Consider the following 23,317-nt stretch of genomic DNA (forward strand, 5'->3'; position numbering starts at 1 on the left):
AATTGTACTGTTTTACAAATAAATTTCTTAATAATAGTATCACATTTTTGGCTTTATTACTATTTTTTTCGACAAATACCCCAGAAACTCGTCATAGTGCTTAATAATGACTTAATATGCTAACATTCTAAAATATTCTCTGTTTTCTCCACTAGAATAATTATAAAATTAAATAAAACGCAAACTTAATTTTCTTTCAATTCCCCGCTAGCGCGAGTATCCTGCTCGTGTAAACATGTCAAATATTCACTAGCATAAAAAACCTCGTTCAAATAACTTAAGTGAGGTTTAAAACAGGAAAAACAAACTTCGTAGTGTTGTGTTTGTTTTTATGATTTAAAGGAAGAGTTTAAGATCGCCGCCAATCGAATACCAGCTTTTGGTATTTGTGATTCAATTGTGATTGCACTAGCATCAACATAGCTATCCTTTATATTAGCTCCTCCTGTATTGTAAATAGTATCGAGTAGGCTTCGAGATTCTTTAGACCAACCCGTAGTTGCAACTTTTATAACTAAATAACCCGAAAACACAACTTGCCATTGGTAAGCTTCCTAAAGCTCCCGCACCATACAAGTTTTTATTTATAATTACTACAAATAAATACACTTAATCTAATATTTTTTTTTTAATATTAACTTTGTTTTTAATATATTAATTCTTTAAACCATAAATTTTAAAATGAGTATAGAAGAAAACGAAGGCTTGTCCAAGGAACAAATTAACGAATTTTGCAACAGTGGTGCTGAGATTTTTGGTTCAGTAGCTGGTGCATCAATAGGTTTTTTACTCGCTGGTCCTTTTGGTGGACTTGTAGGAGCTGCTGCTACTTCGCCACTTACTTCTCTTTTGAAAAAATTAGGTTCAGAAGTATCAAATCAAATTATGGCACCTCGAGAGAAAATTAGAATTGGTGCTACATATCATCGAGCTGCACTAATTATAGAAAATCGTCTATTATCCGGCGAAAAACCTAGAGATGATGGTTTTTTTGATATTAAGAAAGATGATAGATCCAGTGCTTCAACTATATTGGAAGGAATTCTTCAAAAAGCAAAAGAAGAACACGAAGAGAAAAAACTACCATATTATTCTGCTTTCTTAGCTAATATAACATTTGACGAATCAATTGACTCTCAAAAAGCATTAACTTTTATTAAAATAATTGACAGACTAAGCTATCAACAATTATGTATTTTATCATATATAAAATCTTTAGGTCAGATTACTTTTGAGAATTGGAATCAATTTTTTCAAAACAATGCAGATGCACAAGTTTATTTTGATTTTTACTTTGAGATAGCTGAACTTTTTGAAATGAATTTATTGAAACAATTTAACGGGAAGCAATTAGGAGGTTTTCATAATGGAAAACTAACTCTATTTGGTTTGGAATTATATAATTTAATGGCTTTAAATCAAATACCTGCTGCAGATACAAACCCAATTAAAATTAAAATTGATTCAATTGGTACTCTAATAAAAGAAAATTAGTATTTAATATAGCTTCTTTGGTAAATACAAAAACCCGATTGCGCGGATTTGCACACGAACGAAGTGAACTGACGTAGTAATCCGTGCCCACAAAGTACATCCCCCCCTACAACGTGTTCATCTATTGTTAAAGTAACATATTATGTTATTTTGTAATATATTTTATTACTTTTGTAACAAAGAAGAAACCACCAGAACCTGAGAAAAAGTCTAGTGGTTTAAAAAATTACTTCTTACAAGCAAGGATAAGTTTTCGAACTTCCTTGACAAGGAGGGCAACCTGAGATAATATCAAAGACCCACAAATTAAATATAGTATTTTCATATGACCGAAAATAAGGATTGAACAAATCCACTTAAAACCAAAAGCTCCAACTTTTGGTTTTTTTTATGTGTGCTAATGATTTTCATTAGTTCTACAAATATAAACCATTATGAAGAAAACATCTAATGTACCCCATAATGCCAAAAATGATACATTAAGCACAATAAAATGCATGATAGCTACCCCCATAATACCAAAAAGTGAATATTTTGTGCAATTTTTCACTTCTAATATCTTAGAATAGTTACCAACACATTTGTGAACATGTCAATTAGGGTTCAAATAGTATTCGAAGTACTTCATTGTAAATCTCCTGCTGGCGCGAGTTTCCCACTCGTGATTACAATGTAAACACGAGTAAAACTATAAGCATAAAATAAGCTTAGAGGAAATTACATTTTCTTGTTAATGCATAGATTTAATTTTGAATAGGTATATTTATTATTGTTAAATTAGCAACTATTTTATTAAAGTAATAAATAAAAAAATTGATCTCAATAAAATAATAAATAGAGATTTCAAAAAAAAAGAAAATGAATAAATTGAACCTAGCTGATGTAACTAAATATGTTGAAGAAAATATTCAGGACTTTCATGAAAAACGCCTTGCAAAGGTAAATACTATTAAACTTTCAGACGTATTACGAGCTAAAAATCCATATTTATTTAAAGCTAAGAACGTAAATACGGCAAGTGAGATAATTGATGGAATTTTATCCGCTTTTTTATCATCCAGTGAAGAGGGTATCTTTGGAAATTGGCTAGAGCGTTTGGCTGTTTTTGTAAATAAGTCAGTATATGGAGGGCAGAAAGCTATGGTTGATGGAATTGATCTTGATTTTATAAAAGAAGGTAAACGTTATGTGGTTGCAATCAAGTCTGGCCCTAATTGGGGAAATGACAGTCAGTATAAAAAGCTAGTTGATCAATTCAATACTGCAAAAAAAAGAGCCGCAACTTCTGGAGGAAAAGAAGAAATAATTTGTGTAAATGGTTGTTGTTATGGACGATCCAATCCTTCTAGTGAATATAAGGCAAAGGGGTATTATAAAATGTGTGGACAAAGATTCTGGGAACTTATCTCTGGAGAGACAAATTTGTATGTAGATATTATAGAGCCGATTGGACATCAAGCCGAAAAATATAATTTAGAATTTTTAGAATCTTACAGTAAAGTAAAAAATAGGATGGAAAAAGAATTTCTTATTGATTACGTAACGGATGATGGCGCTATAAATTGGGATAAATTACTAAAATTTAATTCAGTGACTCCTTCTAAAAAAATTAAGTAGCTACTGCTTTTTTTTCTAAAATTTCTACTTGTTTTTGAAATTCCTTTAACCACATTTTATTTGAGGTGTTTTTATATCTTGAATATTTAAAGTCTTGTATTGGGTAAATAACAGATTCTTTAATGGCTGAAAAAACTAATTTCCCAACTGCTTCTCCTAAGCTAACGGGAACTGCATTACCAATTTGTCGATATCGTTCTAGGATTGATCCTTCAATACACCAAGAATCTGGAAATTCTTGAATACGCTTATATTCCTGAACAGAAAGAGGTCTATCTTCTACCGGGTGTGCAAGATCGGTTGCAGGCATCGCTGGATGTGTCACAACGGTTGGTGCCGGTCGATCCCAAGCGATGCGTCTGAAAAAACCTGTTTTTCCTCCTCCAAGAAAATATGACTTTCCAAGAGCCTCTTTTTGTTTTTCAATTGATAAATCTTTCCAGTTTTGGCCTGCGGTTAATAGGCGATAAAATTTTAATCTTTTTTCCGGAAATTTAACAAAGTCACATTTATCGTCAAGATTTATAGAAGCTTGTTTGAAGGTTTTCCACTTTTTTAAACCAAACTCTCCCGTTTCACTATGTGTGGGATTCAAGAAGGGTAGAGCTACCCCGTCCAACGAGCCAATAATAATTACGCGTTCACGAATTTGCGGGGCACCAAAATTGGCTGAATTGTATAAATTAAAACTAATTGTATATCCTGCTATTTCTAATCTTTTGGTGATATAATAAAGTGCAGATCCAGGTGTATCTTTGCACTCCTGAGAAAAAGATTTCGATATATCATCTTCTGCATTTAGCGAAAATTTTGTCGAAAGAATGCCACGGACATTTTCTAGAACTACATAACGAGGTTTCAATTCTTCAATTAAACTGAGATATTTCAAAAATACATTTCCTCTCTCGTCCTCAAAGCCTTTTCGATTTCCCGCGGTGCTAAAAGCTTGGCAAGGTGGGCCTCCTGCTATAAGTTCAATAGTGTCATTTTTAGTAAGACCTGAGAAACTTAATACCTGATCGGCCGTATAGTTTCTAATATCTCCAATAAGCCCAATTTTAGGATTATTAGCAATGATAGTTTTCCTACTCGCTTTGTCAATTTCGCACGCCATCAATGTTTGAAATCCAGCCTTTTCCAAACCTAAATCTAAACCCATTGCGCCAGAAAAAAATGAAAGTACTTTTGGTACGCCTACTTTTACTTTTAGACTGCTCTTTCGGTCAATTTCTGTATTGTGAAGCTGATGCTCTGTTTTGTCAAATGAATCTACATTTTCGATCGGTATAACCCAAGTTTTGCCAACTTGCATACCGCCTAATTTATCATCACGAAGCAATTTTCGCACATATTGAGGAGAAAAATTCATTGCCTCAGCAGCATCTTCAACTGAGTAAAAATTGTCTTGATTCATTTTCTAATTCGAAACTAAATTAATATACCCAAAAGTATTAAAAAATAATTGATTAATTGATTTAAAATGTCTCTGTTTTATAAAACACGTAATTCACTGCAACACAATATATAAGAATTTACATTCGAAAAAAAACAGAAAATAAATCAGAAATTCCTATCTTGAATCTGATGCAATCTGCGTAAAGTTACCTCAAATACTTTTACAAGTATAAAATCTATCTAGGTTTTCAAGACCTGCTTTAAGATAAAAAATAAAACTTATAGATCTCTAAACATATCCCAAGCTCCACGAAGTCCCATGACTTTTGTGTTTTTTTATTTCGTGAAATCTATAAACGCGAGATTATTTCCCGCCCTTCTGGTGCTCGTTTGTAACGAGTACCTACTTACTTATAGAAAATAAACAAAGCGTTTGCAATGCGGTTCTCCCCCTCCTCTTGCCTCGTCACCAGCTCTGCGAAATATTCGTCTCTACGCTATGCAAATGTCTCATGACTTTGCATTTTTTTTAAATACTTCAAAACCATGAATACGATATAAGTCTCCTGACTTTTTTACGCTAATTCCATTAGGATGCTTCACCTTGTAAAATCTTGTAGCCATAAACATTAAAATACAGCATTTTACTTATTTTAGTAAAAATCATTCTACATTCTCAAATTCGCTAACAAACATTCCACTAAATTTATTGATTGTAAAAGTGTTTTATTATTGGTAAGTTTGAATAATGTGGTAAAACTTAATTAGAGTGTTATGGAAAAGTATAAAAAAGTAATCGAAGAATTAATTCAATTCAGAAACGACAGGGACTGGGAACAGTTTCATGACTCTAAAAATTTAGCTTTGGCTATTTCGCTTGAGGCAGCTGAATTAAATGAACTTTTTTTATGGAAAAAAGGTGATGAAGTTGAGAACATCAATAAAGACCGCTTAAAAGAAGAGATAGCTGATATACTTTCCTTTACTTTTTTACTTGCTGAAAAACACAACTTGGATGTATTTGATATTGTTGCTGAGAAGATTAAAAAGAATGCATTAAAATATCCTGTCGATAAAGCCAAAGGCAATGCAAAAAAATACAATGAACTATGAATCAAAACCCACTGTTTACAATTAAAAAATTCGATTTTGATTTAAGTCTTGTTAATGAATTTAATAATATACATTACGTTAAAGATTTATGGCCTATTGTTTATATTCTAAGTGATGGAAATGTAAATGAAGCCTATGTTGGTGAAACTACAGATACATATGCTAGGATGAGTAGTCATTTAAAGAATAATATAAAAAACAAACTATCAGCAGTCCATTTAATTTCAAGTGAAAAATTTAATAAATCTGCGACGCTTGATATAGAATCTAATCTGATTAAATATATTTCTGGTGATGGACACTATAAATTAATTAACGGTAATATTGGATTAGCCAATCACAATTACTACCAAAAGAAAGAAGTCTATTGGGATATTTTTAAATCCATTTGGGATAACTTAAGATCCGTTGGAATAGCTAAGCACCCTATTGATTATATTGATAATTCTGATTTATTCAAATATTCACCGTATAAAACTTTAACCTCAGAACAAAAGAGTGGTCTTCTTGTTATTATGAAAAACCTTCTGGATAATACTTATAAAAATATTATTATTGAAGGTGGTGCAGGAACCGGAAAAACAATTTTAGCAATTTTCTTGTTTAAGTTACTAAATACTACGAATGAGGATTTTAATTTTGAGGAATTTGGAAATGATGAATTTGAATTCATGGAAATTGTATTTGAATTGAAAAGAAAATTCCCAAACCCCAAAATGGCATTAGTTGTTCCAATGTCATCTTTTAGAACTACTTTAAAAAAAGTTTTTAAAAACATTAAAGGATTAAATGCCAATATGGTAATTGGCCCTGCAGAAATCGTCAAAGATACTTTTGACATTGTTATTGTAGACGAATCACATAGATTAAGGAGGCGTGTTAATTTAGGCGCTTATTTCAGGGCATTTGATGTTGTTTGTGAAAAATTAAATTTAGACAAACATACTTGCAATGAATTAGATTGGATAATGAAACAATCTGAAAGCGCTGTTTATTTTTATGATGAAAATCAATCTATTAAACCTTCTGATGTTAAGAAAGAAGATTTCGATAAACTAAAAATAAATAGTTTAACCAAAACAGAATATTTAAAATCTCAATTCAGATCTAGAGGAGGCAACGATTATGTCAACTATATTGATAATCTTTTGAAATGTAAATTGACTAATTCAGATGTTATTTTTAACTCCAAAGAGTATGAACTTATTCTTTTCGATTCTATTGAAGATATCGTAAATGAAATAAAATCCAGAGATATAGAAAATGGCTTGTCACGATTAGTCGCAGGATATTCTTGGCCATGGATGACCAATAAAAAAGACTCCAAGCAAGATTATGACATTGAAATTGAAAATACCAGACTAAAATGGAACAGCACAAATATTGATTGGGTTAATTCAGAAAACTCTAGAGACGAAGTAGGTTGTATTCATACTACTCAAGGTTATGACTTAAATTATACAGGAATAATTTTCGGAAATGAAATTACATACGATAAGACAACGAATCAAATTAATATTCTAAAAGAAAATTATTACGATGTTAATGGAAAACAATCAATTGTTGATCCCGAAGAATTAAAAGATTTTATTTTAAATATCTACAAAACCATAATGCTCAGAGGTATTAGAGGTACTTACGTATACATTTGTGATAAAAATCTAAGAGACTATTTTTCTCAATTTATTCCAAAATATAAGACCGAAAATAAAACAATCTTTTTAGAAGATGATGAAGTTATTCCTTATGTAAACGGCATTCCATTATATGACTTAAAAGTTGCAGCAGGAAATTTCAGTGCATTGCAAACCACCAATGGTTATCAATGGGTCGAATTACCAAAAACATATAAACCTTCAAGCGATTTATTTGCTTGCCAAGTTATTGGAGAGTCGATGAATAAAATAATCCCAAATGGTTCAATTTGTATGTTTAGAAAATATTCAGGAGGTTCTAGAGATGGAAAAATAGTATTGGCCGAACATACAAATATACAAGACCCCGATTTTGGTTCGGGATATACTATTAAAGAGTATAGAAGCAAAAAAAATATTAAAAATGACACATGGAGTCATCAATCCATTATTTTAAAACCTTTGTCTCATAATGTAGATTATTATGACATTGAATTAAAAGAAGATGAGTTAGAAAATTTGAAAGTTATTGGGGTTTTCGAATGCATTCTATAATAACACATATTAAATTAATCATAACATCATGAAAAAACTTCATGATTGGTTATTGCCTCTGTTGATGAACGGCCAGAGAAAATATTACAAAATAAAAAAACAATTAAGCACCTACTATAAAAAGTATGTATTATTACGCTAAAGATAAATATTGGATTTTTAAATTATTACCACTTTTATTTTGGGGATAAATAAAAACTCATTAAAAACAATATTTTTTTACAACAATTGAAAAAATGATAAAAACATTAATCACTAGAATAAGTATTTTAAGTCAGTATAATTCTGAAAATAAAACAATATTATGGGAAGATCCTACTGGTAGTCGTTGGGACAATGTATATGGAAGACTCGTTAAAAATGATAATGCAATTTTTATTTCAGATGATAAATTACTTATAGGAATAATTAGTGAAGTGAATACTGGTAAAAGCCTATTGTGTACAAATATTCAAGAGGTGAATTGTCAAAATGATCAATTATTACGCCTACATGTCTCCTATCCTGAACTTATTTCCAGGGTTAAGGCAAACTTCCAACCTTTTATACATCCTCTTCAATTAGATTTAAATCAACTTATAGCAGATGCTAAAAATCAAAAATTCATTAGTTTTTATATCTTTTCAGGACAACAAAAATATAATGAATTATTCCAATCCCTTAATGAGAATGATCGTGTTGTTTTATTAGATAACAATAATCAATTTGAGAATGTAAAACTTAATTCTAACCAAGGATTAATTGACTTTTCAACTGAGTTGGATGTCACTATAAGTACTGAAGGATTGACAATTGATGAAGTAATTCAGAAAAATAAAAATCATAAACGTAAAAGTATTAAATCAAATAACGTTACGAGGATCGAAAAAATAAAAACAGAGATTTCTACAAATGGATTTTTCAAATTCACTTCATTCTTTACATACCACGATACATTATTCAATAAAAGTGTTTATCAAAAAAAGGAAAAACTCCTAACTAAAATAAATACAATTAAATTAAACCTAAACGAGACTGTTTTTAAAGTTTCTATGAGTGGTAAAGATATTAATGATGAATCCTTTACATTTTTTAATGATAATAATTTAATTATAGTTCACAGTCAAACCAAAGCAAAGGGGGTTTCCTCACAAACACAAGGAGATACTTTTGATAAACAAATGAAAATAGGGGATTATTTCTATATGTGTAGAGGTAATAGTAATTTAGAAATTATAGGTAGAATCATAAGTGATGCTACCACGTGCGAATATGAAGATTTTGGAGATGATGGTTGGTTGCAACGATCATATGAAATTGTATCAGAAGCAATTAAAGAAGATCCATACACTGACGATAAAAAATGGTGGACTCCAAATGATAATTCCACTTGTATTGCTATCCCAAATAAAGAGATAAAGGATGCCAACTCAAAAATATTCATTCCTTTTTTTCATACACAATTTGAGACAAAAGTCCTTGAAGCAACAACCATAAAAAAAACTGAAATTATGTCAGAAAAATTGAATCAAATCCTATATGGCCCACCAGGAACAGGAAAGACATATAATACTATTAATAGAGCTATCCACATAATAAATCCTGCTTTTGATTTAACTCAAAATCGTGATTTGATAAAAAAAGAATATGACCGTTTGGTTAAAAATGGTAAAATTGTCTTTACCACTTTTCATCAAAATATGAGTTATGAAGACTTTATTGAAGGTATTAAACCTGAAACCACAAAAGATGATAATGTAATTTATAAAATACATAATGGTATTTTTAAATTAATTTGTATTGACAATCAAATATTTAAAATTGGTGATAAGATAGGTAATTATGAAATAGTTGATATAACTAATGCTGAGATTTATTTTAAAAAACCAAATGGAGGAGTTTTGTTAGTTTCAAAAAATCTTATTAATCAACTTATTGATTATGTGATTAAAAATAATGTAGAAAATTTTGAGTCACTAAGTGAAATTGATAGAAGAGAATACCCATTCTTAGAGCCATACTATATAAATGGATATAAAAATTTATACCCTAAATTAATTGAAAATATTATTACAAAAAAGGCAATAAAAGATGAGACTCCAAAAGTTTTAATCATAGACGAAATCAATCGTGGCAATGTTTCTCAAATCTTTGGAGAATTAATTACTCTTATAGAAGAAGACAAACGTTTAGGTAAAGAAGAAGCTTTAGAAGTTTTGTTGCCATACAGTAAAGAAAAATTTGGAGTTCCTGCCTATCTATATATCATTGGTACCATGAACACCGCTGATAGAAGTGTCGAAGCTTTGGATGCAGCTTTGAGAAGACGATTTTGTTTTGAGGAAATGCCACCACTATATAATTTGGATGGATTGCAAAATGATATTTTCGGATATAAAGCATATGAAATACTTAAAACAATCAATTCAAGAATTGAAAAACTGATAGATAAAGATCATGCAATAGGTCACTCCTACTTACTAAACAAAGATGAAAACTCAATCGTAGATTCATTCTATAAAAACATCATTCCCTTACTTCAAGAATATTTCTTTGGAGATTATGGAAAGCTTGGTTTGGTATTGGGAAAAGGATTTGTGCATTTGAAGGAATGGGACAAAGGAACGGATGCTTTTGCAGATTTTGATGACGATGCTTCTAATGATTTTGAGAGCAGAAATGTTTATGAAATTATTGATTACAGGAAAGTAAAAAATCATAAAATTGGTAGCATTGAAATGACATTCGAAAAAGCAATAAAAGTATTAATGAAAGGTAATATTGAGTAAAACAAAAGAAAATATCGTTGTTTTTGAACATGAAATTCTTCGTTTTGACAGAGGTGAAAAGAAAATCACCAAAGAGCAATTCGAAGCATTGGAACGCTACTATGGCAATGGGATACCTTTCTATAAATTAGTTCATAATGGTGTTCAATTCAATGAGCACGTTGGAGTGATCCAAGTTGGTAAAACTTTAATAGAAGTATTGCCAAAAGCAGATAAAGCCCCTCATTCAGCAACAGAAGACCAAAAATGGCGTAACTTATTAATTGGAATGTTAAGAGCCGTGGGTAGTTTTGATATAAAATCTACCAGTTCTAGTAACTTAAAAATAAAGCCCAACACAATTTTAGATTTATACTTTGAGTTATTTATCAAAGAAGTAGAATACCTACTGCATAATGGTCTAGTAAAAAAGTACCGAAAAAAAGAAGCAAACGTTACCGCCTTAAAAGGCAGCTTACAATTCAGCAAACACATTCAACAAAACTTAATTCACAAAGAACGCTTTTACGTTTGCCACACAACTTATGATATAGAACACACCTTGCATTTCATTCTATATAAAGCCATAAAATTATTAAAACAGATCAATACTAATAATGATTTACAAAGCCGTATTGGGGTTTTACTTTTGCATTTTCCAGAAATGCCGGATATAAAAGTTTCAGCTGCCACTTTTGAAAAATTGGTTTATAATAGAAAAAACCAACACTATGAAAAAGCCATTGAAATTGCCAAACTATTATTATTGAAATACCATCCCGATGTTAGCAAAGGAACAAACCATGTTTTGGCTCTGATGTTCGATATGAATATGCTTTGGGAGCAATTTATATATGTAAGTTTAAAGAAAAACAAAACTGATTTCAATAAGGTCAAAGCACAGACTTCGAAGTTTTTTTGGAAACCAGAAAACGGAAGAAGAACGGCAATGAAACCAGACATTTACATTGAAACCGATAACGGGAACATAGTTCTAGATACCAAATGGAAAAATCTAAATGGTTACAACCCTTCTCCTGATGATTTAAGACAAATGTATGTCTACCACGAGTATTTTGATGCAAAGAAAGTAGCTTTAGTCTATCCAGGAAACCCTGAAGACAGCAAAGCAGGAACTTATTTAAAAAAGGATGGCGACCACGATGATAAAATATGCAGTATTGTTTTGATTAACGTGGAAAATGACATAAAAAAATGGCAGATAGAAATTAGAAAAATCATTAAAACATTTGTTGGTAAAACATATTAATGCTTAACTATTCGAGATATCCAATCCTCGAACAATAATGAGTTTGATTAAACAAATGATTCTTAAAATATAGAACACCTACCTTCTAAGCAGGCGATCGAAGGTTCGAATCCCTTCTGCGTTCACTTTGAAACCCCAGCTCTTAGAAGTGTTCATTCTACGCTAGGCAAATGTCTCATGACTTTGCTTTTTTTTTAAAGTTCTTAAAAGCCGGAAATACGATAAAACTGGTTTATCTTCTAAACAGTCATATCTTCAATTGCTTCGGTTATTTTTTAATACCATTAGTGGATATAAAATAGACCAAAGATGCGAAGTTATTTTTTTTTCAAGATGACGATAAAAATCATTGCATAGCCTGAGCTACGAAATTATTTTTTGAGGAAATATTGGAGAAAAAGAACAAGTAGATTGGTCTATTTTATATTTGCTAATGGTATAAGATATTTTTTATAATCTTCAATACTTTCAATACCTTTTATCAATTTGCTGTCTTTTGATTTTACTTCCTTAATAAAATCAATACATTCTTGGTCACTCATTAAACCTAAATTATGAGCCTCTAGTAAAATATCCATTGTCGTCAGATATTTAATATCATACGCAATACAATAAGACGCTATGTCACTAAGATTACTGCTGGCGATATAGTCTTTTGAGAATCTTGCTACCGCCATACAAGCCGCTTCACCTTCACCCTTACTTCTCTTTAATACGGAATACTCTTTGATGATCTCCATATTACTGGGCATCTTAATGATCTCAATTTTAGCGTAGGCAATAAAATTATTAATAGAAACTATATTTGACTTTCTTTTATCAAGTTCACTTTTTACCTTATCCAGTATTACCATTTGGTTTGGATATATCTTAGGCAGAAGAAGCTGCTTTCCTGCTTTTATAAAATGTATGATCACATCACAATCCAACAATATTTTTGGCAAACTAGATATCTTTGTCATCCTCCTCCAAATTTAAATTGTCGATATCAATGTTGATGTCGTACATTAGAGAATGATAATGACTTTCTGATATAATTCCTTTATCATACAGTTCCTTTGCTTTGATGCCATAATTGCCAACAACACGCTCTTCAGAACTCTTTTTATACAGTTTATCAGTATAACCAAACTCAACTGCACTCTTCGCTATTCCATTTAACCAATGAGAACAATCCTTTCTAATTAAGCCAATTTTATCCAGTCGTATCATTAAGGCGCTTCGGGAAACCCCAAAATATTGCTCTAATTTTATAACTGTACCTAACGAAATTTCCCCTCCCCAGGCTAATTCTTCCTCTGGTATTTGCTTTATTATTGCTGGCTCCGGCAATAACAGGTAAGAGCTAAAAACATCCGCATTAAATTCCTCTTTGTCTTTTTTATCAAACTTACCGGCATTACACATTTGAAAACTAAATCCGGCTTGAATAAATAAATGATATAATTCATGTCCAATTGTGAAGTGCTGCCTTCCTCTAGAAACATTAGAATTAATAAGCATAAAATTATTGTTCTGGGTTTTCAAAGCCATCCCCGAAAAAGCACCGTTTAAAGGTCTGAAAACCGTAAGAACATCCAATGACCGCAATAGATTTTCAAAATCAATGGCAACATCAGACGCAATTCCATTTTCTCGTCTAAACTTATTTGCTCGTGCTTCTAATATTTTATCATTTACCGTTACCATACAGATTATTAATCTTTAAATAATTTTTTACAATCTTGCCAAAAGCAGCCATATTTTCCATGTCATCACCATCAAAATCATCCTTTCTAAAAGCAAAGACAACTTCAGCTAATGCTTCATCTACATTGTCAACAAAAAAAACATCCAACTCAACACCAAATAAATCAGACAGTTTTTCTAAAACTTCTAGAGGAACTTCTCTTTCTTCATTTTCATAAAAACTAATCATTTCTCTATTTTTCATTCCTAGATAATCTGCGACTTTATCCTGTGTATATCCATATTTCTCTCGCAAACCTTTCATTACTAGTCCTGTTGTAGCTCCCATTGTTTTTTTTTAATTATAAGGTTAAGTAATTTTTACCAATCTTTAAATCTGTTACAAATATACATATTTTTTATAAATTATACACAATTGTACAAAAGTTAACAATCCAACTAATTTGTCTCATCTTAAAAAAAGTTTGCATATTTATATTTAACCCCAGCTCTTCGCAGTGTTCATTCTACGCAAGCAAATGTCTCATGACTTTGCATTTTTTTAAAAGTTCTTATAAATCGAAAATGTGATAAAAGTCTCCCGACTTTTTAGGTGCATGTCTTTAGAAAAAAACCGCTAAAGTTTTTTTGTCCTTTTTTGGCACAAATTAATAATTTACAGAAACTAAAGAAGCCCCAAATTGAGGGCTTCTAGTATTTTTATAGTAAAAAAATTAGACTGCTTCGACTAAATTACGGTAATCGTATTTTTTATACTTCTCAACATTTTTCTTTTCCTTATTTAATTCGATCAACTCATTCTTTATTTGAACTCTATACCAATATTCAGGTTTAGTGTGCGAAAAACTACTTAATTTTAAAACTAACTCTGCATTAAGTTTTCTTACTCCTGTCAAATATTTATGGAGATTGCTATCTTCCATTCCAAAATACGTTGCTAGTTCCTTTTTAGTCAATTTAAGTGCTTTTAAATACATTTTAACAAAATCAAGTACTTTTAAAACTTCAATATCATCACTTTCGTTCTGTATATAATCTTCTAATCTATACTGAATAGAAAGCAATTGATTTGTTAATATCCTTTCTTTGGATTGTTTAGAAGAATGCTGTAAAATAGCTTTCTTAGCATCTTCTCTCTTTTTATCGTTCCAAATATCTTCAATTTGAATTTCTTTAGTTTTCATATTCATTCATTTAAAAATTCATCAATTAACTTTTGCCCGCCTTCAGGTGGAATAATCATAGAGGTATCGCCAAACTTAAAAGCATTATATTTTGTTGAATATACTGCCATCAATTTTGTTTCATCTTCTTTATGTTCTTCAAAAACATCAAATGCTAAATAGCCTTCAAAGTCACCTTCCCCTTTTACAAAACTCAACCTACATACATAAGCTACTAAGCAACATTATCATATTCTTTTACTGTTCCTTGATTATGAGGAGCAATTTCAACATAAGCCATATAAGGTTCAATCTTCTCCTTCATTTCAAAAATTAAACAGCCTTCAATCTTTTCTGAAGTTTCTTCTGATACCAAAACATAGGTTTCAAAACCTTTCTTTTTCGAGTGTTTATTAAAATTAAATCTCCATCCATCAGCTACTGACGGAAGATTTAGTTTTAGCAATTTTGCATCTGAAATTTTGGCATCTACTAAAACATTCCCTGCTATTTTTAATATCTTTACATCCATCTAAACAAAATTGTCATTATACAAATATACTAAATAATTATACAATATGTATAATTATATATATGATTCTATAACCCGATCGCGGATTTGCACACGAACGAAGGGAACTGACGTAGTAATCCCGATCGCGCGGATTTGCTCACCGTGGCCACGCGATACTCACATATATGGAGAAAAAACCACTTACACAACGGCAACGAAAATATCGATCCTTTTAGTTTAGATGAATTAAAAATCAGCATTACTTTATAAGATTATGAATAAACACATAAATAACCCTGTTATAATCCGAAAAGAAAATGCAAGTTACCTTGTCGATCAAGTTGTGTCTTACTCTACTGGATTAGGCTATAATCATAGTACTGAGACACCTTATAGAGTAATGTTTGCAGAAAACGGCGATATTATTTTTCGCCCATGGAAAGATCCAAATATAATATACCATTATTGTAGTCTAGAAACTTTTAAGGCAATTCTTAATAGCAAAGTTTTACACATGAGCGATGCACGCTATTGCAATGACCATAACGAATTAAAGCAATCTATAGAAGTTTTAGTTAATGTTTTAAATCAAATTAAAGAACTTCAAATAACAAATGAAATCTTGGAAGAATGGAAGTTGCTCCTTCCACGCTATAAAGACAAATGCCATCCAAGTGTAGCAGTTAAATTTGAAGAAAAAATTGAAGAACTGATCGCGTTACAATCTATTGAAGAAAAAACAAATATACATGGACAAGGATTAAATCAGAATATTGCTCAACTCTATAAAGATCTTGAAAATACAATAACCAGCAAAAATCCTACATACATCACATCTTTTTCTGAGCAGGGTGATGTAAAAAGTCAGTGGATGCAATATGCTGAAAAAGGTAAAGGTATCGCAATTGGATTTAAAACTGACTTATTCAAAAATAAAGCGGATGTTCTTTTTAGACCTGTGCATTACTATAAAAATGAACAATTTGAATTAATAAATTACGCTTTAACTGAATATTCTTTCAACCAGGAAAGCATCAGTAAATGGTGTAGCGAGATCTTGCCAGTAATAAAACACGAAAGCTGGCATGAAGAAAAAGAATGGCGACTAATACATTTACCTCTCAAAGAAGTTCAAAATCATTCTTTAGATCAAGGTAGCAAAAATAATGGGCAGATAGTCTACAAATTTCCTTTTCAACTGGAATTTATTTCAAAAATTATTCTTGGTCCTGATTGCAAAGAGAATGAAAATGATTTTATCAGTATGATGAAAAATGATTACGAGATAACTTTGAACACAGATCAGGTAGCAAAATCAAAACTCCCACTTCAAAATATGTAAAATCCCGGATAGCGCGGATTTACAAACCCAGCTCCACGAAGTCTCATGACTTTGTGTTTTTTTTTTTTAAGTTCTTCAAAGCTATAAGCTAGATAAAAGTCTCCTGTCTTTTCCCCGGAATATTTTTAGAATTCAATATTATTTCCGCTACTACAACGGATTTGGAATATTGACTTAATGTAAAGTTGGTTTTGTATTGGTGAGATTTGGCAAATCCGAATAATGGGCCAAATTTAGTCCCAACTCGCTCTTCGAGCTCATCCAACTTCAAACAATTGATCTTGCCAAAATTAATAAGTGTCAACGTGTGGTTAAAAGATTTTAAATGATAAAAGACAAGTCCTGCTATCATTTTTATTTCGTTTTTATTCCGTTTTTATTAGATAAAAATAGTAGATCTATATATATTTGATAAAATTATACTATGAAAAAAACATTACTCTTTTTATTTTGTGTATTACAATCCTTAGTAACATTTGCGCAAAATCCAGCGGATATTACAGGCCGGTTTGGCCCATATCCAGGATTTAATGGTCATATTGAGTCTATAGTTACGCAACCCGACGGAAAAATAATTATTGGAGGAGGCTTCAGTAAATACAGAGGAGTTAATCAGAACTGCTTGATTCGTTTAAATACAGATGGAAGCAAAGACACGTCCTTCGACATAGGAACTGGCATTACTGGATTTAGTGGTGCTGTTATTTCTATAGTACTGCAACCTGATGGCAAAATAATAGTAGGAGGTGCCTTTAATAAATACATGAATACTATTCAAAACTGTTTGATTCGTTTAAATTCCGATGGAAGTAAAGATACCTCTTTTGATATAGGAACTGGATTTGATTCAAATGTTAATTCTATAGTGCTGCAACCTGATGGCAAAATTATAGTGAGTGGTGATTTTTGGAAATACCAAGACGCTTATCACGCCCATTTACTTCGGTTAAATGCCGACGGAAGCAAAGACAGCTCCTTTAACATAGGAACTGGATTTGATGGATTTATTATTGGCCCTACAGTTTTGCAACCCGATGGGAAAATAATTGTGGGAGGTACTTTTCATACTTTCCAAGGAACTCCCCAAAATAATCTGATTCGTTTAAATTCCGATGGAAGCAAAGACACCTCCTTTGACGTAGGGACTGGATTTAGTATGGATACTAAATTTACAAGTGGTGTTAATTCTTTAGCACTGCAAGCCGATGGCAAAATACTGGTGGGTGGGCAATTTAACATCTATCAAGGAATAGCTCAAAATGGTTTGATTCGTTTAAATTCTGACGGAAGCAGAGACACGTCCTTTAGTAATGGAGACGGATTTAATTCTGATGCAATTATTACGGCTATAACTATACAATCAGATGATAAAATACTTGTGGGTGGTACCTTTATCTTCCATGGAGCCTCTGAAAACGGTTTGATTCGTTTTAATTCCAATGGAAGTAAAGACACCTCCTTTGACATAGGAATTGGATTCGATACTTATTATGATGTAATTGTTTTTACTATATGTCAGCAGCCTGATGGAAAAATAATTGTGGGTGGGCATTACAATACCTATCAAGGAGTTACACAAAATTCTTTGATCCGTTTGAATTCCAATGGAAGCAAAGATATGTCCTTTAATAAAACAGATGGGTTTGATAATGAAGTTAAAGCTGTAGTCCAGCAAGCTGACGGAAAAACACTCGTTGGAGGTAGCTTCACTAGCTATAATGGAGTTTCTCAAAACAAATTAATTCGTTTTAATCCCGATGGTAGTAAAGACACTACTTTTAATATAGGAACAGGCTTTAATAATACTGTTAATTCTATAACTCTACAACCCGATGGAAAAATCATCGTGGGTGGTGATTTTTGGAAGTATAAAGGAGTTATTCACTATTACTTAATGCGTTTAAATGCCGATGGAAGCGAAGACAGTTCCTTTAATATAGAAGCTGTTATTCAAAGTAGTAGTAGCATAGTCCTACAGTCAGATGGAAAAATACTTGTGGGTAATGATTTTTCTACACCTTGGATGGGAGTTCCTCAAAAGGGTTTAATTCGTTTAAATTCTGATGGAAGTAATGACAGTTCATTTAATGTTGAAACTCAATTTGGCTCAGGTGATATTTACACAATGGCTTTACAAAACGATGGAAAAATACTAGTGGGTGGTTATTTTAATACCTCCAAAGGAGCTGTTCAAAATTATTTGATTCGTGTGAATGCCGATGGAAGCAAAGACAGTTCCTTTACTATAGGCATTGGGTTCAATAATTTTGTTAATTCTATAACTGTGCAACCCGATGGAAAAATACTTGTGGGTGGTAGTTTTACTACCTATCAGGGAGCTGCCGTAAAAAGGTTGATTCGTTTAAATTCCGATGGCAGCAACGACTCTTCCTTTGATTTAGGAACTCAATTTAATGATACTAACGCTGATATCATCCTGCAAAAAGATGGAAAAATAATAATTGGTATGACTCGTTTAAATTCCGACGGCAGTAAAGATAATTCCTTTGATATAGGAATCACCGGATTTGATGGTGGTATTAATTCTATAGCTTTGCAACCCGATGGTCAAATACTTGTGGGAGGTTCTTTTATCACCTATCAAGGAGATGGTAATTCCGTTTATTTAATCCGCCTGAGAGGAACATATGTTGCAACACCTATAGTTGCAATCGCTACCCAAACCAATGTGACTTGCACTGGTAACGGTTCGATTTCTCAATTGGTTTATGGCGGTAAAAGTCCTTATTCTTACCTTTGGTCTAATGGAGAAACAACGGCAATGATTTCGGGTTTGGCTGCCGGGGATTATTCCTGCACGGTTACAGATGCTGATTCGTCAACTCTAACTAAAAGTTTTACCATAACTACAATAGTCGACACTCAGAACCCACTCATTATAGCACCCGCTAAGATTACGGTAGATACGAATTCAAATTGCGTAGCAACGGGAGTCGCATTAGGAACTCCGGTAACCTCTGACAACTGTTCAGTGGTTTCGGTAACGAATAACGCTCCAACAACTTACCCTGTAGGAAATACTACAGTAACATGGACAGCAAAAGACGCAAGCAACAATACGGGAACAGCTATGCAAATAGTTACCGTAAGAGAGGAAACTTTACCAACTATCACTGCTCCTGTGGCAGTAACGGTCAATACAAATTATGGTTGTGCAGCTAAGCAAGTTCAATTAGGAACTCCTATAACTGCTGATAACTGTACAGTGGTTTCGGTAACGAATAACGCTCCAATAGATTTTCCTATAGGAAACACCACGGTGACTTGGATCGTAAAAGATGCAAGCAATAATATGGCAACAGCTACACAAATAGTAACCGTAAAAGGCCTTGATGTTACAGTTACAAACAATGCAGGTAAACTGTCAGTTGCCGAAACCGCGGGGAGTTACAGATGGTTAACTTGTAATAATGGAACGTTTACAGCTATTCCAAACGAAATTAATTCTTATTTTACACCAATGAAATTAGGCAGCTATGCCGTTGAAGTTACCAAAAACGGTTGTTCGGCAACAAGCCCTTGTTCTGAAATTAATGTTCTGGGAACGAATGATTTCGAAATTCAGAACTCTTTTAGACTGTCTCCGAACCCGACAAAAGATTTCATCACAATTGAAGTAAACTCATTCGATAATGCCAAATTGAGCGTTTTTGATATGACGGGTCATTTTATCTTTTCAAAAGAATTGAAAGATATATCTACTACATTAAATATATCTAATTTATCTGTTGGTGTCTATATGTTTCGAGTTTCAAACGAATCAGGAACTGTTAATAAAAAAGTAATTAAAAAATAATTTTTCGTTGTCAATATCCAATGACTCCTAAATTAAAAGCCGATTTCCTGTTTGGAAACCGGCTTTTTTTTGATGTTGTAATCCCCCTGTCTTGAGAGTAAACTTATAATGGTACAATAAACCAACTAGGTTTATTATCCATTATTCAGTTAATGACAGGTCATCAAAAAATTGCAAAGGGCATTTACTAAATTGTAAAAGTTGATTTATTACTTTAAATGATACAGTAAAGTTTAGGTAAATAGCTAATAACGGCGATTATCGGCGTAAAAACAATAATTTGTAAATTTGATAATCCCAGCTCTACGAAGTATTATTCTACGGTAGGCAAATGTCTCATGATATGCTTTTTTAAAGTTCTTGAAAACTGGAAATACTATAAAACTGGGCTATCTTCTAGACAGTCAAATCTTCAATCTGTTTTACCATAGTTAGTAGCCATCGGTATTCTTTTTTCATCGCGGGATAATCCAAATAGTTTTTGTCAGTTTGTATAAAACCCGATCGCGTGGATTCGCACACGAACGAAGTGAACTGACGTAGTAGTCCGTGATCACTCTAATTAGCATCCAAATCAAGTCTTAAATTCAAAAAAAAGCCAGGTCTCACAAATTTTCAATAAAAATCAAATAACTAGAGCTGAGTTTATATTAAGATCGCGATTTAGGCAGGTTTCTGTCATACATAACAATAGTGCCTGCCACGGACACATTTAAGCTTTTTTCAGATTTGAATTTTACTAAATGGTGGCATTTTTCCATAGCTTTCAGAGATAAGCCATGATCTTCTGCTCCTAATAAATAAACACAGCGTCTGGGATGCTCAAAAGTTTCTAAATCGGAAGCGTTTTCATCTAATTCAACACCAACCAGTCGGGCTCCTTTAGGTAAGTTTTCGTAAAAAGCTTCAAACGTATCATAATGAAAATACGGAATGGCTTTGACCGCATTATGGGTATCACAGGCTTGCTTGGCATATCTATTGCCTATGGTAAAAATAAAAGTAGCGCCTAAATTTTGAGCCGATCGCCACAAAACACCCAAATTTTCAGGCGTTTTACCATTTTGGATGCCAATACCAAAATATTCATTTATAAAGTTATCATTCATAAAGGCAAAAGTACAAACTGCAGCTACATAAATCAATTTTTTATTATGGATCTAGAGTTGGTATTACCATCTTTACTCTTGCCCTCAGCTCACAACCTTCTGCCTTCTGCCTTCTGCTTTCTGCTTTCTGCTTTCTGCAATCTGCTTTCTGCAATCTGCTTTCTGCCTTCTATTACACTTGCCTCTTTACTCTTTACTCTTTACTCTTGCCCTCAGCTCACAGCCTTCTACTTTCTGCTTTCTGCAATATACTTTCTGCTTTCTGCAATCTGCAATCTGCCTTCTATTACACTTGCCTCTTTTCTCTCCCCGCCCTTATATTTTTACGCCTAAAATCACGATAAGGATTTGCGCGTTGGCCGTAAGGAGTGACCCCGGAGTCGAGTGTGAAACACGAGCGGCTGGGGTCGCGATAAGGAAAATCCATTCGATGATTTTTGGTGTAAAAATATTCAGGCTTGATTTTTTGTTTCTTTTGTATCAAGACAAAAGAAAAAATGCTCTTCAGATAAAATTAACTTTTGAGCAATCAATACAAAAGAAAAAATGCTCTTCAATAAAACAAAAAATAATTATCTTATAAAGAACGACTCACCTGAGCCAGAAAAGCCAAATCATCTTGAGTTTTAGAAACAGCAGCAATACATTTTTTTATAGAACCCAAATGTAACACTACTCCATTCAGACTTTTGGCAAGCGCAATAGAGGATGTGAATTTTTCAAAAAGGGCTAGCTGTTCATTGCGCTTTTCGGAAGTAGGTGATGAGTTCTTAGCTGTTACTGCTTCTTCATTTTCGATTGCTAATATCTGGCTGTACGTTTCATCCAAATAAGGCAGCGTTTGTTTAAAATCCATAATAGAAGAATCAAGCCTTGCTCCCATAATATGAAACGCCTCGCCCATTTTTTTTAAAACGATACGCAGCTCTTCATGTTTATTTAGGCCAAGGGCAGTGTCAAAACCATCTGCTTTCTTATGAAGCATGGCGGAAAGTGAAGAGGCTTTTTTAATAAATTCATTATTACGCAAAATCAATCCCGCATATTTATCCTTGGAATAAATAGTCTGTAATTGCTGAATAGTGTCTAATTGGGTTTTAGCTTGGAGTATAGAGCTAATATCCCCTAATACTTGCAGTGAATTCAGGTCAGAAGATGAAATTCCACCCTCCGCAACAGATAAGCTGTCGGCAGAATAGCTTTCATGTTTCTCATCAATTATGGCTTGACAGGCTTTTTCTATAGCGGCAATTCTCTCTTGGCTAGTTTTCTTGACTGCGGCGGAATTAGTTTGTCCCCCCGCCTTTCGCTCTTGGGCATAGTTGACAGAAATCCATAGCATCAGAAAAAAGGCAAAGCCATTTTTGGTAATCTCTTTTATCCTCATAATGATAGTAGTAATGATGATTGGATTATAGTGAATAAGCCAAATGTAAGAAATCCATCCGTTTCACTTTAACTTTTATTAATAAAACTAAACCCGATCCACGAAGTGTTCAACCCCCTCTCCACGAAGTCACATGTAGTGAGAAATAAGCTTATGAAAAATCCTCTCCCCGCCCTTATATTTTTATGCCTAAAATCACGATAAGGATTTGCGCGCTGGCTGGAGGGAGCTAGCAAAAACTTATGAAAACCTCCTCTTCACCGCCCTTATATTTTTATACCAAAAAATCACGGTAAGGATTTGCGTGCTGGCAATAAGTAGTGAGAAATAAACTTATGAAAACGTCCTCTCCCCGCCCTTATATTTTTGCACTAAAAATCACGGTAAGGATTTGCGCGCTGGCCGTTGGGAGTGCCCCCCTAGCGAAGCGGCTGGGGGCACGATAAAGAAATACTTTCCGATGATTTTTGG

19 protein-coding genes are annotated in these 23,317 nt (G+C 32.6%); 8 read left to right on the plus strand and 11 right to left on the minus strand.

The genetic code is table 11. From position 1 onward, the window contains the following. Positions 1-329: 329 nt before the first annotated feature. Positions 330-533, minus strand: coding sequence for a S1/P1 nuclease (locus J2W95_RS00080; RefSeq protein ID WP_310002655.1), 204 nt, complete (start codon positions 531-533; stop codon positions 330-332). Positions 534-681: 148 nt separating this feature from the next. On the opposite strand from J2W95_RS00080, the gene J2W95_RS00085 reads away from it, so the two are divergent. Further along, complete coding sequence (locus J2W95_RS00085) at positions 682-1,494, plus strand: hypothetical protein (RefSeq protein WP_310002657.1); 813 nt, start codon at positions 682-684, stop codon at positions 1,492-1,494. Positions 1,495-2,352: 858 nt separating this feature from the next. Further along, positions 2,353-3,111, plus strand: a complete 759-nt coding sequence (locus tag J2W95_RS00090) for a PmeII family type II restriction endonuclease (RefSeq protein ID WP_310002659.1) — start codon at positions 2,353-2,355, stop codon at positions 3,109-3,111. On the opposite strand, the gene J2W95_RS00095 is transcribed toward J2W95_RS00090, so the two are convergent. After that, the gene (locus J2W95_RS00095) at positions 3,104-4,525 is read right to left on the minus strand and encodes a DNA cytosine methyltransferase (protein WP_310002662.1); all 1,422 of its coding nucleotides are present in this window, start codon (positions 4,523-4,525) and stop codon (positions 3,104-3,106) included. The genes J2W95_RS00090 and J2W95_RS00095 overlap by 8 nt on opposite strands. 755 nt (positions 4,526-5,280) lie before the next feature. Between J2W95_RS00095 and J2W95_RS00100 the strand changes: the two genes are divergently transcribed. The 4 genes from J2W95_RS00100 (at position 5,281) to J2W95_RS00115 (ending at position 11,825) form a co-directional block, all read left to right on the plus strand. Then, positions 5,281-5,619 carry a nucleotide pyrophosphohydrolase gene (locus J2W95_RS00100; RefSeq protein ID WP_310002664.1) on the plus strand — a complete coding sequence of 113 codons (339 nt, stop codon included), beginning with the start codon at positions 5,281-5,283 and terminating at the stop codon, positions 5,617-5,619. Continuing rightward, complete coding sequence (locus J2W95_RS00105; protein WP_310002666.1) at positions 5,616-7,808, plus strand: DNA/RNA helicase domain-containing protein; 2,193 nt, start codon at positions 5,616-5,618, stop codon at positions 7,806-7,808. The genes J2W95_RS00100 and J2W95_RS00105 overlap by 4 nt, the downstream gene beginning before the upstream one ends. A gap of 236 nt (positions 7,809-8,044) precedes the next feature. Next, positions 8,045-10,576 (plus strand): McrB family protein, encoded by a 2,532-nt coding sequence (locus J2W95_RS00110; RefSeq protein WP_310002668.1) that lies wholly within the window; start codon positions 8,045-8,047, stop codon positions 10,574-10,576. Then, positions 10,569-11,825, plus strand: coding sequence for an McrC family protein (locus J2W95_RS00115; protein ID WP_310002670.1), 1,257 nt, complete (start codon positions 10,569-10,571; stop codon positions 11,823-11,825). The genes J2W95_RS00110 and J2W95_RS00115 overlap by 8 nt, the downstream gene beginning before the upstream one ends. A gap of 416 nt (positions 11,826-12,241) precedes the next feature. Here the strand turns inward: J2W95_RS00115 and J2W95_RS00120 are convergent, their stop codons facing one another. From J2W95_RS00120 to J2W95_RS00145, 6 genes are all read right to left on the minus strand, one after another. Next, positions 12,242-12,787 carry a hypothetical protein gene (locus J2W95_RS00120; RefSeq protein WP_310002672.1) on the minus strand — a complete coding sequence of 182 codons (546 nt, stop codon included), beginning with the start codon at positions 12,785-12,787 and terminating at the stop codon, positions 12,242-12,244. Continuing rightward, positions 12,771-13,514 carry an ImmA/IrrE family metallo-endopeptidase gene (locus J2W95_RS00125; protein WP_310002673.1) on the minus strand — a complete coding sequence of 248 codons (744 nt, stop codon included), beginning with the start codon at positions 13,512-13,514 and terminating at the stop codon, positions 12,771-12,773. The genes J2W95_RS00120 and J2W95_RS00125 overlap by 17 nt, the downstream gene beginning before the upstream one ends. Then, positions 13,498-13,842, minus strand: a complete 345-nt coding sequence (locus J2W95_RS00130; protein ID WP_310002675.1) for a helix-turn-helix domain-containing protein — start codon at positions 13,840-13,842, stop codon at positions 13,498-13,500. Before J2W95_RS00130 ends, J2W95_RS00125 begins: the two co-directional genes overlap by 17 nt. Positions 13,843-14,227: 385 nt before the next feature. Then, entirely contained in the window at positions 14,228-14,698 is a 471-nt protein-coding gene (locus tag J2W95_RS00135) for a helix-turn-helix transcriptional regulator (protein ID WP_310002676.1), read from the minus strand. Positions 14,699-14,700: 2 nt separating this feature from the next. Beyond that, on the minus strand, positions 14,701-14,895 hold the full coding sequence (locus tag J2W95_RS00140) for a hypothetical protein (RefSeq protein WP_310002678.1): 195 nt from the start codon (positions 14,893-14,895) through the stop codon (positions 14,701-14,703). 17 nt (positions 14,896-14,912) lie between these two features. Then, the gene (locus tag J2W95_RS00145; RefSeq protein WP_310002680.1) at positions 14,913-15,209 is read right to left on the minus strand and encodes a hypothetical protein; all 297 of its coding nucleotides are present in this window, start codon (positions 15,207-15,209) and stop codon (positions 14,913-14,915) included. 256 nt (positions 15,210-15,465) lie between these two features. Here J2W95_RS00145 and J2W95_RS00150 point away from each other — a divergent pair, with 256 nt between their 5' ends. Then, a complete protein-coding gene (locus tag J2W95_RS00150; protein ID WP_310002682.1) occupies positions 15,466-16,533 on the plus strand; it encodes a DUF2971 domain-containing protein in 1,068 nt (355 codons plus the stop codon). Between the two features lie 88 nt (positions 16,534-16,621). Here J2W95_RS00150 and J2W95_RS00155 read toward each other — a convergent pair whose 3' ends face one another. Further along, entirely contained in the window at positions 16,622-16,885 is a 264-nt protein-coding gene (locus J2W95_RS00155; protein ID WP_310002684.1) for a hypothetical protein, read from the minus strand. A 72-nt stretch (positions 16,886-16,957) separates the two neighbouring features. On the opposite strand from J2W95_RS00155, the gene J2W95_RS00160 reads away from it, so the two are divergent. Beyond that, entirely contained in the window at positions 16,958-20,350 is a 3,393-nt protein-coding gene (locus tag J2W95_RS00160) for a T9SS type A sorting domain-containing protein (RefSeq protein WP_310002685.1), read from the plus strand. 650 nt (positions 20,351-21,000) lie between these two features. Here J2W95_RS00160 and J2W95_RS00165 read toward each other — a convergent pair. Both J2W95_RS00165 and J2W95_RS00170 read right to left on the minus strand, forming a co-directional pair. Beyond that, positions 21,001-21,459, minus strand: coding sequence for an RNA methyltransferase (locus tag J2W95_RS00165; RefSeq protein WP_310002687.1), 459 nt, complete (start codon positions 21,457-21,459; stop codon positions 21,001-21,003). Between the two features lie 577 nt (positions 21,460-22,036). Next, complete coding sequence (locus J2W95_RS00170; RefSeq protein ID WP_310002689.1) at positions 22,037-22,846, minus strand: hypothetical protein; 810 nt, start codon at positions 22,844-22,846, stop codon at positions 22,037-22,039. Positions 22,847-23,317 lie beyond the last annotated feature (471 nt).

This window comes from Flavobacterium granuli, assembly GCF_031456055.1.
Lineage (GTDB): Bacteria > Bacteroidota > Bacteroidia > Flavobacteriales > Flavobacteriaceae > Flavobacterium > Flavobacterium granuli_A.

Bases quoted from the DNA above. Each gene is read 5' to 3' on its own strand.
- J2W95_RS00085 (WP_310002657.1), top strand. From the start codon at position 682: ATGAGTATAGAAGAAAACGAAGGCTTGTCCAAGGAACAAATTAACGAA.
- J2W95_RS00090 (WP_310002659.1), top strand. From the start codon at position 2,353: ATGAATAAATTGAACCTAGCTGATGTAACTAAATATGTTGAAGAAAAT.
- J2W95_RS00095 (WP_310002662.1), bottom strand. From the start codon at position 4,525: ATGAATCAAGACAATTTTTACTCAGTTGAAGATGCTGCTGAGGCAATG.
- J2W95_RS00100 (WP_310002664.1), top strand. From the start codon at position 5,281: ATGGAAAAGTATAAAAAAGTAATCGAAGAATTAATTCAATTCAGAAAC.
- J2W95_RS00105 (WP_310002666.1), top strand. From the start codon at position 5,616: ATGAATCAAAACCCACTGTTTACAATTAAAAAATTCGATTTTGATTTA.
- J2W95_RS00110 (WP_310002668.1), top strand. From the start codon at position 8,045: ATGATAAAAACATTAATCACTAGAATAAGTATTTTAAGTCAGTATAAT.
- J2W95_RS00120 (WP_310002672.1), bottom strand. From the start codon at position 12,787: ATGACAAAGATATCTAGTTTGCCAAAAATATTGTTGGATTGTGATGTG.
- J2W95_RS00125 (WP_310002673.1), bottom strand. From the start codon at position 13,514: ATGGTAACGGTAAATGATAAAATATTAGAAGCACGAGCAAATAAGTTT.
- J2W95_RS00130 (WP_310002675.1), bottom strand. From the start codon at position 13,842: ATGGGAGCTACAACAGGACTAGTAATGAAAGGTTTGCGAGAGAAATAT.
- J2W95_RS00135 (WP_310002676.1), bottom strand. From the start codon at position 14,698: ATGAAAACTAAAGAAATTCAAATTGAAGATATTTGGAACGATAAAAAG.
- J2W95_RS00145 (WP_310002680.1), bottom strand. From the start codon at position 15,209: ATGGATGTAAAGATATTAAAAATAGCAGGGAATGTTTTAGTAGATGCC.
- J2W95_RS00150 (WP_310002682.1), top strand. From the start codon at position 15,466: ATGAATAAACACATAAATAACCCTGTTATAATCCGAAAAGAAAATGCA.
- J2W95_RS00155 (WP_310002684.1), bottom strand. From the start codon at position 16,885: ATGATAGCAGGACTTGTCTTTTATCATTTAAAATCTTTTAACCACACG.
- J2W95_RS00160 (WP_310002685.1), top strand. From the start codon at position 16,958: ATGAAAAAAACATTACTCTTTTTATTTTGTGTATTACAATCCTTAGTA.
- J2W95_RS00165 (WP_310002687.1), bottom strand. From the start codon at position 21,459: ATGAATGATAACTTTATAAATGAATATTTTGGTATTGGCATCCAAAAT.
- J2W95_RS00170 (WP_310002689.1), bottom strand. From the start codon at position 22,846: ATGAGGATAAAAGAGATTACCAAAAATGGCTTTGCCTTTTTTCTGATG.